Origin of the sequence: Ruminococcus sp. RTP21358st1_G6_RTP21358_211008 (assembly GCF_040908885.1) — a bacterium.
Lineage (GTDB): Bacteria > Bacillota > Clostridia > Lachnospirales > Lachnospiraceae > Blautia_A > Blautia_A faecis.
The window spans coordinates 19,103-32,247 of record NZ_JBDGDM010000006.1 but is presented as its reverse complement, the minus strand read 5'-3'; the positions used below and the strand labels follow the sequence as shown (position 1 = coordinate 32,247).

Annotated in this window: 18 protein-coding genes; 5 read left to right on the top strand and 13 right to left on the bottom strand. The window is 43.4% G+C overall.

Features of this window, described 5'->3' with window-relative positions:
• Positions 1-3: 3 nt before the first annotated feature.
• The 12 genes from rplV to murB form a co-directional block, all read right to left on the bottom strand.
• Complete coding sequence (rplV, locus tag AB5Z12_RS03550) at positions 4-393, bottom strand: 50S ribosomal protein L22 (RefSeq protein ID WP_117852663.1); 390 nt, start codon at positions 391-393, stop codon at positions 4-6.
• Between the two features lie 97 nt (positions 394-490).
• Positions 491-772, bottom strand: coding sequence for a 30S ribosomal protein S19 (rpsS, locus tag AB5Z12_RS03545; RefSeq protein WP_015526921.1), 282 nt, complete (start codon positions 770-772; stop codon positions 491-493).
• Between the two features lie 15 nt (positions 773-787).
• Complete coding sequence (gene rplB / locus AB5Z12_RS03540) at positions 788-1,633, bottom strand: 50S ribosomal protein L2 (RefSeq protein WP_118581211.1); 846 nt, start codon at positions 1,631-1,633, stop codon at positions 788-790.
• A 62-nt stretch (positions 1,634-1,695) separates the two neighbouring features.
• Positions 1,696-1,995, bottom strand: a complete 300-nt coding sequence (gene rplW / locus AB5Z12_RS03535; RefSeq protein ID WP_117852524.1) for a 50S ribosomal protein L23 — start codon at positions 1,993-1,995, stop codon at positions 1,696-1,698.
• Entirely contained in the window at positions 1,995-2,615 is a 621-nt protein-coding gene (rplD, locus tag AB5Z12_RS03530; RefSeq protein ID WP_118581214.1) for a 50S ribosomal protein L4, read from the bottom strand. The genes rplW and rplD overlap by 1 nt, the downstream gene beginning before the upstream one ends.
• A 21-nt stretch (positions 2,616-2,636) precedes the next feature.
• Positions 2,637-3,269 carry a 50S ribosomal protein L3 gene (gene rplC, locus AB5Z12_RS03525; RefSeq protein ID WP_117852520.1) on the bottom strand — a complete coding sequence of 211 codons (633 nt, stop codon included), beginning with the start codon at positions 3,267-3,269 and terminating at the stop codon, positions 2,637-2,639.
• Between the two features lie 80 nt (positions 3,270-3,349).
• Complete coding sequence (gene rpsJ / locus AB5Z12_RS03520; RefSeq protein WP_117852518.1) at positions 3,350-3,667, bottom strand: 30S ribosomal protein S10; 318 nt, start codon at positions 3,665-3,667, stop codon at positions 3,350-3,352.
• A gap of 569 nt (positions 3,668-4,236) precedes the next feature.
• Positions 4,237-5,304, bottom strand: coding sequence for a hypothetical protein (locus AB5Z12_RS03515; protein ID WP_148461642.1), 1,068 nt, complete (start codon positions 5,302-5,304; stop codon positions 4,237-4,239).
• A gap of 31 nt (positions 5,305-5,335) precedes the next feature.
• A complete protein-coding gene (locus AB5Z12_RS03510) occupies positions 5,336-5,590 on the bottom strand; it encodes an HPr family phosphocarrier protein (protein WP_118581220.1) in 255 nt (84 codons plus the stop codon).
• Positions 5,587-6,546, bottom strand: a complete 960-nt coding sequence (gene whiA, locus AB5Z12_RS03505) for a DNA-binding protein WhiA (RefSeq protein ID WP_148461643.1) — start codon at positions 6,544-6,546, stop codon at positions 5,587-5,589. Before whiA ends, AB5Z12_RS03510 begins: the two co-directional genes overlap by 4 nt.
• A 17-nt stretch (positions 6,547-6,563) precedes the next feature.
• Complete coding sequence (gene rapZ / locus AB5Z12_RS03500) at positions 6,564-7,442, bottom strand: RNase adapter RapZ (RefSeq protein WP_118581226.1); 879 nt, start codon at positions 7,440-7,442, stop codon at positions 6,564-6,566.
• A gap of 114 nt (positions 7,443-7,556) precedes the next feature.
• The gene (murB, locus tag AB5Z12_RS03495; RefSeq protein ID WP_148461644.1) at positions 7,557-8,468 is read right to left on the bottom strand and encodes a UDP-N-acetylmuramate dehydrogenase; all 912 of its coding nucleotides are present in this window, start codon (positions 8,466-8,468) and stop codon (positions 7,557-7,559) included.
• Positions 8,469-8,697: 229 nt separating this feature from the next.
• Here murB and AB5Z12_RS03490 point away from each other — a divergent pair, with 229 nt between their 5' ends.
• Entirely contained in the window at positions 8,698-9,117 is a 420-nt protein-coding gene (locus AB5Z12_RS03490) for a stage V sporulation protein AB (protein WP_148461645.1), read from the top strand.
• Positions 9,118-9,148: 31 nt separating this feature from the next.
• Here the strand turns inward: AB5Z12_RS03490 and AB5Z12_RS03485 are convergent, their stop codons facing one another.
• The gene (locus AB5Z12_RS03485; RefSeq protein WP_148461646.1) at positions 9,149-10,153 is read right to left on the bottom strand and encodes an AraC family transcriptional regulator; all 1,005 of its coding nucleotides are present in this window, start codon (positions 10,151-10,153) and stop codon (positions 9,149-9,151) included.
• 221 nt (positions 10,154-10,374) lie between these two features.
• Here AB5Z12_RS03485 and AB5Z12_RS03480 point away from each other — a divergent pair, with 221 nt between their 5' ends.
• The 4 genes from AB5Z12_RS03480 (at position 10,375) to AB5Z12_RS03465 (ending at position 13,073) form a co-directional block, all read left to right on the top strand.
• Entirely contained in the window at positions 10,375-10,845 is a 471-nt protein-coding gene (locus AB5Z12_RS03480) for a SpoVA/SpoVAEb family sporulation membrane protein (protein ID WP_148461647.1), read from the top strand.
• A complete protein-coding gene (locus tag AB5Z12_RS03475) occupies positions 10,842-11,936 on the top strand; it encodes a stage V sporulation protein AD (RefSeq protein WP_148461648.1) in 1,095 nt (364 codons plus the stop codon). The genes AB5Z12_RS03480 and AB5Z12_RS03475 overlap by 4 nt, the downstream gene beginning before the upstream one ends.
• Positions 11,937-12,049: 113 nt before the next feature.
• Positions 12,050-12,406, top strand: a complete 357-nt coding sequence (locus AB5Z12_RS03470) for a SpoVA/SpoVAEb family sporulation membrane protein (protein WP_118581240.1) — start codon at positions 12,050-12,052, stop codon at positions 12,404-12,406.
• Between the two features lie 55 nt (positions 12,407-12,461).
• Complete coding sequence (locus tag AB5Z12_RS03465) at positions 12,462-13,073, top strand: stage V sporulation protein AA (RefSeq protein ID WP_148461649.1); 612 nt, start codon at positions 12,462-12,464, stop codon at positions 13,071-13,073.
• The last annotated feature ends 72 nt before the right edge of the window (positions 13,074-13,145 follow it).

Sequence of the window (13,145 nt, the reverse complement as noted above, 5' to 3'; positions counted from 1 at the left end):
TCCTTATTTCTCATCCAGCACGATGGTAATATGGCTTGTTCTCTTCTCGATTCTGTAAGCTCTACCCTGTGCTCTTGGCTGGATTCTCTTCATTGTAGGTCCTTTATTTGCATAGCAGGCTGCAACGACGAGATTGTCTGCGTTCATTCCGTTATTGTTCTCAGCGTTAGCAATAGCTGATTCCAGTAACTTTTTGATTACGCTGGAAGCGTATCTTGGGTTGTATGTCAGGATACCAAGTGCTGTCTGCACATCTTTGCCACGGATTGCATCTAAAACGTAGCAGGCTTTCTGAACAGAAATTCTTGCATAAGATAATTTTGCAGACGGTCTTGTCTCTCTATTATTCTCATTTCTGGCTCTCTTAATCTGGCTTCTATGTCCTTTTGCCATTTTAAAGTGCCTCCTTTCGTCATATTCAATATTCAGGTAAACACCTGGGTTGCCCGGACCGCTTCTTGCGATCAGGCAGCCTGGTGAAAAGTACTAACTAACGAACACCGGATTTCTTTTCGTCTTTTCCGTGTCCTCTGTAGGTTCTGGTAGCAACAAACTCACCAAGTTTGTGACCAACCATATCCTCAGTAATATATACCGGCACATGTTTTCTTCCGTCATGGACAGCGATTGTATGTCCAACAAAAGACGGGAAGATTGTGGAACGGCGTGACCAAGTTTTGATTACGGATTTATCATTTGCAGCGTTTAATGCATCTACTTTTTTAAGTAAGCTCTGATCTGCAAAAGGTCCTTTTTTCAGTGAACGAGACATTCTTAATCCTCCTTATTATTTGCTTAAAGCTTTTCCATCGCGTCTTCTTACGATGAGCTTGTTGGACGCTTTGTTTTTCTTTCTTGTCTTCAGACCAAGAGCAGGTTTGCCCCAAGGTGTACACGGACCTGGACGTCCAACCGGAGCGCGGCCCTCTCCACCACCATGTGGATGGTCATTCGGGTTCATAACAGAACCGCGAACTGTAGGTCTGATTCCCATGTGACGCTTACGGCCAGCTTTACCGATGTTGATCAGGTTGTGATCACCATTTCCGATGATACCAACTGTAGCACGGCAGATGATCGGAACCATTCTCATCTCACCAGATGGGAGACGAAGTGTAGCGTATTTGCCTTCTTTAGCCATAAGCTGAGCACCATTACCAGCGGAACGAACCATCTGTCCGCCCTTTCCTGGGTGAAGCTCAATGTTATGAACCATAGTACCAACCGGGATAAGCTCTAACGGTAAGCAGTTACCTACACGGATTTCAGCTTCCGGTCCGTTCATAACTTTCTGTCCAACTTTAAGTCCTTCCGGAGCAAGAATGTATGCTTTCTCGCCATCTGCATAGCAGATAAGTGCGATGTTTGCTGTTCTGTTCGGATCATACTCAACAGATTTAACTACTGCCGGGATTCCATCTTTTCTTCTCTTGAAGTCAATGATTCTATATTTTCTACGGCTTCCGCCTCCCTGATGTCTTACAGTGATCTTACCCTGGTTGTTACGTCCAGCGTTTTTCTTTAAAGACACGGTAAGGGATTTCTCTGGTGTTGCTTTAGTGATCTCAGAGAAGTCGGAACCAGTCATATGTCTTCTAGACGGGGTATATGGGTTATAACTTTTGATTCCCATTTCTTTTCTCCTTTCAAATTTGTTCTCACGCTTTTGAATGCGTATAAACTGCTATCTGTTAATTAAAGACCCTCGAAGATCTCGATGTCTTTGCTGTCCTCTGTAAGGGCTACGATAGCTTTTTTGGATTTAGCAGTTTTTCCAACCACCATTCCGCGGCGTTTTTTCTTACCATCAAGATTCATGGTATTTACGCTTTTAACTTTTGTTCCATCGAACATTTTCTCAACTGCTTCTTTGATCTGAGCTTTGTTTGCTTCCGGATGAACAAGGAAAGTATATTTCTTCTCACCCATAGCAGCCATGGATTTTTCAGTGATCACTGGTCTTTTGATCACGTCGTAATATTTAATATCTGCCATTATGCGTATACCTCCTCGATGGATGCTACAGCGTCTTTAGTTACTACTACAGTACCGTGGCTCATAACATCATATACGTTGATGCCGTTAGCAGCTACAGTCTGTACGTTCTCGATATTTCTTGCAGAAAGGATTACGTTCTTGTCTTCCTGTGCTGTTACAATAAGAGCTTTCTCTGCTTTCAGGTTTGTAAGAACCTTCTGCATTTCTTTTGTCTTTGCATCAGCAAGTGCAAGGCTATCAACAACTACGAATTTATTGTCCTGAACTTTGGAAGTCAGAGCGGATTTAAGAGCTGCTCTTCTTTCTTTTTTGTTCATTTTTACTTCATAATCTCTTGGAGTTGGTGCGAAAATAATTCCGCCGCCTGTCCACTGTGCAGCACGGATGGATCCCTGTCTAGCATGACCGGTTCCTTTCTGTCTCCAAGGTTTTCTTCCGCCACCGCTTACTTCAGAACGAGTTTTCGCTTTCTGAGTACCCTGGCGTTTATTTGCAAGCTGACGAACAACAGCAAGGTGAACAAGATGCTCATTGACTTCAACGCCGAATACTGCATCGTTCAGCTCCATTGTTCCAACTTCATTGCCTTCCATATTATAAACAGTTACGTTTGCCATTTGTGTGCTCCTCCTTTCTTATTATAAGGACTTTACTGTCTCTTTGATTGTAACCAAGGATTTCTTAGGTCCTGGAACAGCACCTTTAACTAACAGTAAGTTATTCTCTGTATCTACGCGTACGATCTCAAGATTCTGAACAGTTACCTGCTCGCTTCCCATATGACCTGGCATGTGTTTTCCTTTGAATACCTTGCTCGGATCAGAACAAGCACCATTGGAACCTGCATGACGATGATATTTGGAACCGTGAGCCATAGGTCCTCTGGACTGTCCATGTCTCTTGATTGCGCCCTGGAAGCCTTTACCTTTTGAAACTGCTGTTGCATCGATGTGATCTCCAGCTGCAAAGATATCAGCTTTAATTTCCTGTCCTACCTCATATTCAGCAGCGTTCTCAAAACGGAATTCTTTAACGAATCTCTTAACTGCAACGCCTGCTTTTGCAAAGTGGCCTGTTTCCGGTTTGTTCACCAGTTTCTCTCTGATGTCGCCGAAGCCAACCTGAACTGCTGTGTATCCGTCGTTCTCATCTGTTTTAACCTGAGTTACGACACATGGACCAGCCTGTAAAACGGTTACCGGAATTAACATTCCATCTTCGTTGAAGATCTGAGTCATTCCGACTTTGGTAGCTAAAATAGCTTTCTTCATCTTTCTTCCTCCTATAGCGGATTGCCCTTTCGGGTAATCATATAATAAATAGCTAAATGCTTATGCATTTACAAGATTAATTATTTTGCCTTCATCTTGATGTCGATATGAACACCAGCAGGCATTTCCAGTCTGGACAGTGCATCAACTGTCTTCTGGGTCGGAGCAATGATATCAATCAGTCTCTTATGTGTTCTCTGCTCAAACTGTTCTCTGGAATCTTTATATTTGTGAACAGCTCTTAAGATTGTAACAACTTCCTTCTTAGTTGGAAGCGGAACCGGTCCGCTAACTGTTGCACCATTCTTCTTAACAGTGTCGATGATCTTTGCAGCAGATGCATCTACTAACTGATGATCGTAAGCTTTTAATGTGATTCTCATTACCTGATTTGCCATAAAAAAAGTCTCCTCCTATTCGTACTCACTATCAGTACGACAAGCGGCGACTGTACACATCTCCGTGTGTGTCCTAAAACATCTTCCTGCTACGGACATTCTTTCACACGTCCCATCCCAAGATGGCTATTGAACTTGTACAGTGACTTGTCGTCAGTTTCCTAACTTGACATTCGCTCCACGGAAAACCCGCCTTAGTCGGCGGCAACCTCGCGCTTCATTGCTATCATGTCACAGCAGATATTAGTATACACAAAGGTTTTAAAAATTGCAAGTGTTTTTTTCAAAAAATCCAGATGTTTTTTTGTATTATTTTAAATACAATCCAGAGTGTGTCTGAAAATGGTTTTATGCAAGATGTGAGTGTGTATATTCCAGTTTTTTCTTTCTTCCTATTATATAGTGCTTCTAATAGCTGTCGGTTACACTCCTGCTGCCGGCAACTATCAATCAGCTTTCATTATTTAACACAGTGGCTCTAAAACCTTACGAAATCATTGTCTTTTCCTTAATATAAAAACGAGAAGAGGCATCATCGAATGCCTCTTCTTTCCTATTATAATAATGAATTAATCTTCATCATCATAGTATTCGTCTTCATCCTCATCTTCGTCAGCAAAGATATCAGAATAATCAAACAAAGTTACCTTGGTTATCTCATCCTTTACAATGTCAGGAGCATCTCCTTCTTTCTTTGCTTTCGCAGCAAGCTGCGCCGGTGAATATCTTGGGATTGCCAGTTTCTTGATCTCAACTGGTTTATCCTCTTCTTCCTCATGAATCTCCGGAGCTGCTTTCTTCTTCAGTGCTGCCTTCTTAGTCTGTGTTGCAGGCTTAGCAGACTTCCTGACTGGTTTGGAGTCTTTTGCAGTAGCTGCTGCTACTTCTTTCTTCAGAAGTTCATGTGCTTCACTTGTAGCACTCTGTACAGCTCTTTGTGGCGCTTCCTCTTCCTCTACATCAAAATCATCTTCATCGATTTCATCCACAAAGCCACCGGTACGGATCTTACGCTTCTCTTTCTTGCTGCGCTTGCCCTGAGCTTTGATTTCACGCTCTTCATCACGGTACTCACGCTCTTTACGCTTTTCTTCTTTCTTCAGCTCTTTACGGCTCTTCACGTATCCTGGTTCTGTATCCTCCGGATAGTCGTCATAATCATCCAGATCTTTTTTCCAGAGTTCTGCGATTACATAAAGAATAATCAGAAACAAAACGGTAAGCCCAAGAACAATCAGACCCTCAATACTCTTGGTAGCTGCCATCAGATATCCGATAAACGGAATTGTTACAACAATTTTCGGAAGGTAGCTTCCAATTGCCACATTAATCGGCTGTCCCTGAGAAACAGTTGGATCCATAGCAGTACCTGTACCATTTGTGACTTCAGCGCTGGCCAGTGTATAACGATACACTGCATTCTCATCATTTACAAGGATCGGTGTACCCAGAGCTGCTTCTTCGGTTTTAACCGGAATTGCATATGTAACAGATCCCATTGCCAGATTTGACTTGACTGTGGAGTCGTCTCTGATTTCAGTCGTCACTCCAAAGAATGGAGGAACCGCTAATGCAACCACACAAAGTATGGTACATATTACAACAAAATGTACTATAAATTTCAAAAACTTAGACATTGGTAACCATCCTCACTTTTTACGGCAGCCTTTACTGGTTGCTCAGATACTGTTCAATACTGCTCATCGCAGCTTCTTCATCTTCACCATTAGCAGAAAGTGTAATCTCCTCACCGGCGTCAAGTCCCAGTGTCATCATACCCATAATACTCTTGGCATTTACTTTCTTCTTGCCTACTTCTACATAAATTTCACTGTTGAACTGACTTGCCACCTGTACCAGCTGTGCAACGGGTCTGGCTTCAAGCCCTGTGGACAGGTGAATGGTGATTGGTTTTTTAATCATAATAACTCCTCCTTGTTTTCCCTCAGGTCATCTGCAAGCAGGCTTAATTTACGAAGCCGGTGATTTACTCCAGACTTTCCAACCTGTGGATTCAACATCAATCCTAGTTCTTTAAGTGTTGCTTCCGGATACTGCAACCGCAATCTGGCGATCTCCTCAAGTCCTTCATTCAGACTCTCCAGGCCCACCTTTTCCTCAAGAAGTCTGATATCCTCGATCTGCTTCACTGCTGCATTAACCGTCTTATTTATGTTAGCAGTCTCACAGTTTACCTTCCGATTCACAGAATTGCGCATCTCTTTCAGGATACGGATATTCTCCAGATCCATAAGAGCAACATTTGCTTCCATAATAGCAAGCATGTCTACGATCTGTGCGCCTTCCTTCACATAGAGTACATAAGACTTCTTACGCAGAACAATCTTGGCATCTATATGAAAGCTGTGAATAATTTCCTGTAGCTGCCCGCTGATCTCCCGGCTGGGACATACAATTTCGAAATGATATCCCTTCTGCGGATCACTGATCGAACCTGCCGAGAGAAAAGCACCGCGTACAAACGCCCTTTTGCAGCAATCCCTCTGATATACAATAGAATTGGATACAAGTGGCATTCCTCCGCTCACTCCCGAAAATTCCAGCTTGGCAGAATCCAGTATTTCCTTTACCAAAACCTGATCAATAATGGAAATACAATAAAGATTTCCCTTTCTGAAACAGTCAATCCGGGAATTTGATACATCTGTCTCTATATTAAATGTTTTTTGCAATAATGTAAAGCCTTTTCTTGAAAGTGCCTCATTTTCTGTCTGGATACGCAGGGATTTTTTCCCATCAGTTCCAGCCTCCAGGCTGCCGCAGAAAGTAAAGATTGCAGCCAGTTCCGCAATCCTGCAGTGTCTTCCGGAGCCGATATGCCTGGAAAGTTCTTCTTTCACCATCCCTGAAAAAGACATTCATCGATCTCCTCTTTCTATTTTTTCAATAGGCGATCTTTATCCACATCTCTGTGCTCCAATCGAAAACCGTATTCACCATTTCTGGCGATCCGGCTATACAACTCTCTTGCAATGGTAACGGAACGGTGCTTGCCCCCTGTGCAGCCAACTGCAATTACAAGGCTTGTTTTACCCTCCTGTGCATACTTAGGAATCAGGAACTCCACCATATCTTCCAGTTTATTTGCAAAAATCCTTGCGGTCTCATTATCCATCACATAATTAAACACGCTCTCATCCATACCGGTAAGGGGACGTAATTCATCCTCATAATATGGATTCGGAAGAAAACGCACATCGAATACCAGGTCTGCATCTGCCGGAATTCCATACTTAAATCCAAAAGACAGAACCGTGACCATCATATTACAGAATTTTTCATTATTTACAAAAATCTTCTCAATTTCCTGGCGCAGCTCCCTTGTAAGAAGGTGACTGGTATCAATAATATAATCAGCTCTCTTACGAAGAAAATCCATTTTCTGGCGTTCCAGACGGATTCCGTCATCTACCCTGCCGTTACTGGCAAGCGGATGGCTGCGTCTGGTTTCCTTATAACGCTTTACCAGCACGGAATCTTCTGCATCCATAAAAAGAATCTCAAAATCATATCCAGCTTCTTTCATATGATCCAGAACCTGTGCCAGTTCTTCCAGAGAGTGACCGCTTCTGGCATCAATACCAAGAGCCGCATTCTGGACTCCTTCTTCATGTACTTCCAGCATCAGGGAAGCAAATTTCTCCACCAATGGAATAGGAAGATTGTCCACACAAAAATAGTGGGCATCCTCCAGCATTTTCAGCACTGTGGATTTTCCAGCACCGGAAACGCCTGTAACAATTACAAATCGCATAATTTATCTCCTGCCGGGCAGAATGTTTAATGTTCATAACCTAACCTGTAACGCAAATTGAACTCATCTGCCTCTTATGTGTCTTAAGTCCATTCCAAAGGACTCTTTATGGATCTAGAATTCTCCCAGAAACTTCACCTCAGGTTCAAGCTTCACACCAAATTTCTCCAGAACAATTCTTTGAACGTCAGACATCAATGTAGTAACATCTTTCGCTGTGGCATTTCCTGTATTGATCACGAAACCGCAATGTTTCTCGGAAACCTGGGCACCGCCTACCTGATAGCCTCGCAATCCGCTGTCCATGATCAGTTTACCTGCAAAATAGCCCTCTGGCCGTTTGAAAGTGCTTCCTGCACTTGGATAAGAAAGCGGCTGCTTGCTGGTTCGCATCCCTGCCAGCTCCTGCATACGGCTGCGAATCTCCTCCTGATCACCTTTTTCAAGAGAAATGACAGCTTCCAGAACAATATAGCCAGCTTCTTTTATCACACTGGTTCGATAACCCATGTGAAGTTCATCTGCCTGCAAGGTCAGGACTCCGCCCTCTGGAGTAAGAACCGTGACTTCTTTCAGAACATCCTTCATTTCTCCGCCATACGCTCCTGCATTCATCACCACAGCGCCGCCTAAGGTTCCCGGAATTCCCCCTGCAAACTCAAAGCCAGTCAGCGATGCCTCTCTTGCAGCTGCAGCAATTCCAGATAAAAGAGCTCCTGCCTGGGCATGGATCCGGCTGTCTTCAACTCTGATCTGTCCAAAGTTTCTATACAGCTGCACTACCACTCCCTGATAGCCCTTGTCGCTTACAAGAAGATTGCTTCCATTTCCAAGAATAAAATATGGAACATTTTTTTCCTTACAAACTGCTATGATTCTCCTAATCTCGTCAGCATTCTCCGGTACCAGAAAGAAATCTGCCGGACCGCCAATTCGGAATGTAGTATGCCTGCTCATAAGCTCCGCTTCCAGTATCCGGTTATCTTCCAGAATTTCCTGGAACCTCTGTTTTAAATTCACATTCACAGATTTACATCCTCTATCTTTCTATACTCAACTTTTCTATCAAATAATATCTGCGCCAATCCTATTCTTTCCATTGCCGCATCGTTTTATTATACTATTTAACTTCACAAATGTACAGAAAAAACGCATATTTTCTAAGATTCTTTCCATACTAAATGTTGTTATGATAGTTGCAAAACAACAAACTTTTCTCAGCGACAGGTCCGTTTCGTGAAAGGAGAATTCACCCATGCTCCAGCAAGTTTTTCTATCCATAGTTGGCTTCTGCTCTGGAATCATCATCGCAGGCGGTGTAGTTGGCCTGCTTATCGGTCTTTCCATCGTTCCCCGCTATGCCGGTATCACTCATACAGGAAAACATATATTGTTATATGAAGATATTACGCTTCTTGGCATTGTATGTGGCAACCTTTTTTTCCTCTATGGCTGGCACATTCCAGGCGGAACCTTTGCTCTGCTCCTTTATGGACTTTTTTCCGGTATCTTTCTGGGCGGATGGATCATGGCACTTGCTGAGATGGCAGATGTTTTCCCCATCTTTTCCAGAAGGATCAAACTGACCAATGGAATCCGATGGGTCGTGATCGCGGTGGCCTTCGGAAAAGCTTTGGGATCTTTGTATTATTTTTATAAACGGTGTTTTCCCTGAATTGCGTAAAAAAATCGACGCAGCTAATTTTCTATAATAAATAAGAAGGAACGTTTTTACCAGACTTTCCTTTTTTATCCTTCTTTGACACCTTGGCGCTTTCTTCTTTATTTTCTCCGGTGATTATCGGACATTCATCTGACAGGCCACGGTACCATTTCCGATAATCTGCAGGAGAACAGCCCATCTCTTTTCGGAAAGTCTCTGAAAAATAGCTTGCTCCTGCAAAACCATTTTCCACTGCAATATCTCCCATGGAAGCAGTCTTCTCCAGAACTGCATCCATACTGTTCCAGATTCTGCATTTCTGCAAATATTCGAATGGAGTCATCTCCATATGTTTCTTAAAGAAACGGCAAAAATCACCAGTGCTTACCTGGCATGCTTCTGCCATAGCAGAAAGAGTCAGTTTCTCGTTACAATGCTCCGTGAGATATCCTGTCATACGATTTAGTTTCAACCGTTCCCTGATCACTGCATTCTTACATTCTGGACGCGGCTGGGCAAATTTCTTATAAAGGCTTCCCCATGCAGTGAACAGCCAGCTCTTCATATCCAGTTCATAGGCCATATCCCTGCCTTCTGCTGTCTGCGCAGCGGCAAGAAGTGCCTGAAGAAGAATGTCTTCATCTGTATCTTCCTCAGCTGATGGCATAAACCTGCAATAAGCGAATGATTCTGCTTCTGCAACCGGTGAAATATATTTATTCTGAAGGCTCTCATCTCCAGCTGCCAGATACTCTCCAGCCACCTCAATTATATAAAAACTGCTGCTTTCCTTCTCACTTCTGACCAGACGATAGGACTGTCCTGCATTGATAAATAAAGCCTCTCCAGCTTCCAGATCTACTTTCTCCTGATTTATCTGACACTGTATTTCTCCTTCTTCTGCCAATAAAAAAGTAAATGCATTCCCACTGATGCATGGCATATGTCCAAATTCCGGCTGAAGCAGTCCCAGCTTATAGATTCTGATCTTATTCTCAGTTTCCTCTGTAAGGAGCTTTACTCCCTTCCCCATAAAATATTTTCCCATAAGTTACCTCTCTTCTTTGGTTTATAATATAAAGCTACTGCTATTCTGTTTACAAGCAATAGCAGCATCTTCCGTAATAACTATAACAATACTATCATAATAGTATAAATTCAGCTAAAAAGAAAGTATATTTTACATATTTTTTCACATAATAATAAAACCCAAAAGGTTACTGTACTCTAAACAAGCAGTTCCATTCATCATGGCTACAGGAGGCATTTATGAACAATTCCATACCAAAAGAAAAGCAGAAACAATACGCCGATTATGTAAAACAGATCACCCCCACCCACAGTCTTCCCATGAACATGGCAAAGGCTTTTCTCACAGGCGGTGCAATCTGTGTCGTTGGGCAGATTATAACAAATTTCGCAAAATCCAGAGGATTAGACCAGGATATGGCCGGTACCTGGTGTTCTGTCACCCTGGTTTTCATCAGTGTTATTCTTACCGGATTTAATATTTATCCAAAGATTGGAAAATTTGGCGGAGCGGGAAGTCTGGTTCCAATCACTGGTTTTGCTAATTCCGTAGCTGCCCCTGCCATTGAATATAAAACGGAGGGTCAGGTCTTTGGAATCGGCTGCAAGATTTTCACCATTGCAGGTCCTGTGATTCTTTACGGAATCATGAGTTCCTGGGTTGCCGGAGTGATCTACTATCTTCTGAAAATAATGGAGGTGATTTCATGAATTCACAGACACCAGCCAGACTTACCGGTTCTGCCAGTATGAGCTTTCAGAATCCGGTTTACGTTGTAAGCTGTGCTTCTGTAGTTGGAAAAAAGGAAGGGGAAGGACCTCTTGGAAGCAAATTCGATCTGGTCTGCGAAGAGCCTATGTTTGGAGAGGATACCTGGGAAGCTGCGGAAAGCACCATGCAAAAAGAAGCAGCCGCATTGGCTCTTGGAAAAGCCGGGCTTACTCCCGGGGATATCCGCATGACCTTCGCAGGTGATCTTCTGGCTCAGACTACCGCCTCTTCCTTTGGAATTGCCGGAATGGGAATCCCATTTTATGGACTTTTCGGTGCATGCTCCACCATAGGGGAATCCCTCTCTCTTGGCGCCATGTCTGCCGCAGCCGGATACGGAGAACATATTCTCTGTGCCACTTCCAGCCATTTTGCCAGTGCAGAAAAAGAATTCCGCTTTCCTCTGGCTTACGGAAACCAGCGTCCTCTCTCAGCCACATGGACTGTTACCGGGAGCGGTGCCTGTGTTCTCTCCGGAACTTTGCCTGTTCCGGAAATCCCGGAAAAGACTGAGTCGCTTATTTCAGAAGAAGGATGTGTCCAAATAACAGGACTTACCACTGGAAGGCTGATTGACTTTGGACTTAAGGATTCTCTGAACATGGGTGGATGCATGGCACCTGCCGCCTGCGATACCATTTACCGGAATTTTTGTGACTTTGGCCGAGCACCTGATGATTACGATGCAATCTTCACCGGAGACCTGGGAGCTGTTGGAAAACGGATCCTACTGGATCTGTTAAATGAAAAAGGATATGATATAGAGTCCATTTATCAGGACTGTGGGCTTTTAATCTTTGATGGTGAAACACAGGATACTCATTCTGGTGGAAGTGGTTGTGGGTGCAGTGCATCTGTGCTGGCTGCCTATATTCTGCCGGAACTGGCAAAAGGAACCTGGAAAAGGGTGCTCTTTGTTCCTACAGGAGCATTGCTTTCCAAAACAAGTTTTAATGAGGGAGATTCCATTCCGGGGATTGCACATGCGGTAGTGTTAGAGCATGTTTCAAAAAAAGATCAAAAGCAGTAAACTAAATAATTGTGCGTACTTCCTGTATAATTGCAATCCTATAAACCGTACTGTATTAATTATAATCTGTCTCTACCAACTATCTTTGTCTGTATCTATGAGGAGATGATTCCATGGACTATTTTAATGCATTCTGGGTAGGTGGCCTGATCTGCGCCCTTGTCCAGATTTTACTTGATAAAACCAAACTTATGCCCGGACGTGTCATGGTTCTTCTGGTATGCACCGGCTCTATTCTTGGCGCCATAGGCATTTATCAGCCTCTGATTGATTTCGCCGGTGCCGGTGCTGCTGTGCCACTACTTGGTTTCGGGAATACACTATGGAAAGGTCTGAAAGAAGCCATCGACACAGATGGTGTCATCGGGCTTTTCACAGGAGGCTTCACCGCCTGCGCAGCTGGTGTCTCTGCAGCCCTGATTTTTTCTTATCTGGCAAGCTGGTTTTTTAAACCGAAAATGAAAGAATAACAACGTACTTTATCCTTGCCTGTAACCAACATTTTTTGCAATGGGAGTGAATTTCATGAGTGACACACTATACATCCAAACCAAAGAAAACGTGGAGGTTCATCACCCCCATGTCTATCTCCAGGACATTGCTAAGCTATCCTGCACCAATTCCAAAATTTTAAATCACCTGCGGGTTCTCCCGGTAGCAAACCTGGATCCGGACAAGACAGGCAGGTATGTGATTTCTGTTATGGATCTTATAAATGATATCCAGCTCAAAGAGCCTGATCTTGCTATTACGCATATTGGCGAACCAAACTTCATCATCACCTATCAGAAGGAAGGAACTGTCAATATTGTTATAAGATGGTGCAAAGTCATATTTGTCTGCCTCGCCACCTTTTTCGGTGCAGGCTTTTCCATTATGACCTTTAACAATGACGTAGACATCCCCGCTCTATTTGAGCAGATCTACACCCAGGTCACCGGACAGCCCACAACCGGCAATACTGTCTTGGAAATCTCCTACTCTCTCGGTATCGGTCTTGGTGTCCTGTTCTTCTTCAACCACTTCGGTAGAATAAAGCTCACCGACGATCCCACACCTATGCAGGTGCAGATGCGTCTGTATGAAGATGACATAAATACCACGATCATTGAAGATATTTCACGAAATAAAGAATGACCGCTCACAGTAAGTTACTGTTCACTCCGTGACCAGTAACACGCTTCGCGATGCACAGAAATCATGCATTCG

What these genes read in the sequence shown, in the direction of transcription:
- rplV (WP_117852663.1), bottom strand. Translation starts at nt 393, where the DNA reads ATGGCAAAAGGACATAGAAGCCAGATTAAGAGAGCCAGAAATGAGAAT.
- rpsS (WP_015526921.1), bottom strand. Translation starts at nt 772, where the DNA reads ATGTCTCGTTCACTGAAAAAAGGACCTTTTGCAGATCAGAGCTTACTT.
- rplB (WP_118581211.1), bottom strand. Translation starts at nt 1,633, where the DNA reads ATGGGAATCAAAAGTTATAACCCATATACCCCGTCTAGAAGACATATG.
- rplW (WP_117852524.1), bottom strand. Translation starts at nt 1,995, where the DNA reads ATGGCAGATATTAAATATTACGACGTGATCAAAAGACCAGTGATCACT.
- rplD (WP_118581214.1), bottom strand. Translation starts at nt 2,615, where the DNA reads ATGGCAAACGTAACTGTTTATAATATGGAAGGCAATGAAGTTGGAACA.
- rplC (WP_117852520.1), bottom strand. Translation starts at nt 3,269, where the DNA reads ATGAAGAAAGCTATTTTAGCTACCAAAGTCGGAATGACTCAGATCTTC.
- rpsJ (WP_117852518.1), bottom strand. Translation starts at nt 3,667, where the DNA reads ATGGCAAATCAGGTAATGAGAATCACATTAAAAGCTTACGATCATCAG.
- AB5Z12_RS03515 (WP_148461642.1), bottom strand. Translation starts at nt 5,304, where the DNA reads ATGTCTAAGTTTTTGAAATTTATAGTACATTTTGTTGTAATATGTACC.
- AB5Z12_RS03510 (WP_118581220.1), bottom strand. Translation starts at nt 5,590, where the DNA reads ATGATTAAAAAACCAATCACCATTCACCTGTCCACAGGGCTTGAAGCC.
- whiA (WP_148461643.1), bottom strand. Translation starts at nt 6,546, where the DNA reads ATGTCTTTTTCAGGGATGGTGAAAGAAGAACTTTCCAGGCATATCGGC.
- rapZ (WP_118581226.1), bottom strand. Translation starts at nt 7,442, where the DNA reads ATGCGATTTGTAATTGTTACAGGCGTTTCCGGTGCTGGAAAATCCACA.
- AB5Z12_RS03490 (WP_148461645.1), top strand. Translation starts at nt 8,698, where the DNA reads ATGCTCCAGCAAGTTTTTCTATCCATAGTTGGCTTCTGCTCTGGAATC.
- AB5Z12_RS03485 (WP_148461646.1), bottom strand. Translation starts at nt 10,153, where the DNA reads ATGGGAAAATATTTTATGGGGAAGGGAGTAAAGCTCCTTACAGAGGAA.
- AB5Z12_RS03480 (WP_148461647.1), top strand. Translation starts at nt 10,375, where the DNA reads ATGAACAATTCCATACCAAAAGAAAAGCAGAAACAATACGCCGATTAT.
- AB5Z12_RS03475 (WP_148461648.1), top strand. Translation starts at nt 10,842, where the DNA reads ATGAATTCACAGACACCAGCCAGACTTACCGGTTCTGCCAGTATGAGC.
- AB5Z12_RS03470 (WP_118581240.1), top strand. Translation starts at nt 12,050, where the DNA reads ATGGACTATTTTAATGCATTCTGGGTAGGTGGCCTGATCTGCGCCCTT.
- AB5Z12_RS03465 (WP_148461649.1), top strand. Translation starts at nt 12,462, where the DNA reads ATGAGTGACACACTATACATCCAAACCAAAGAAAACGTGGAGGTTCAT.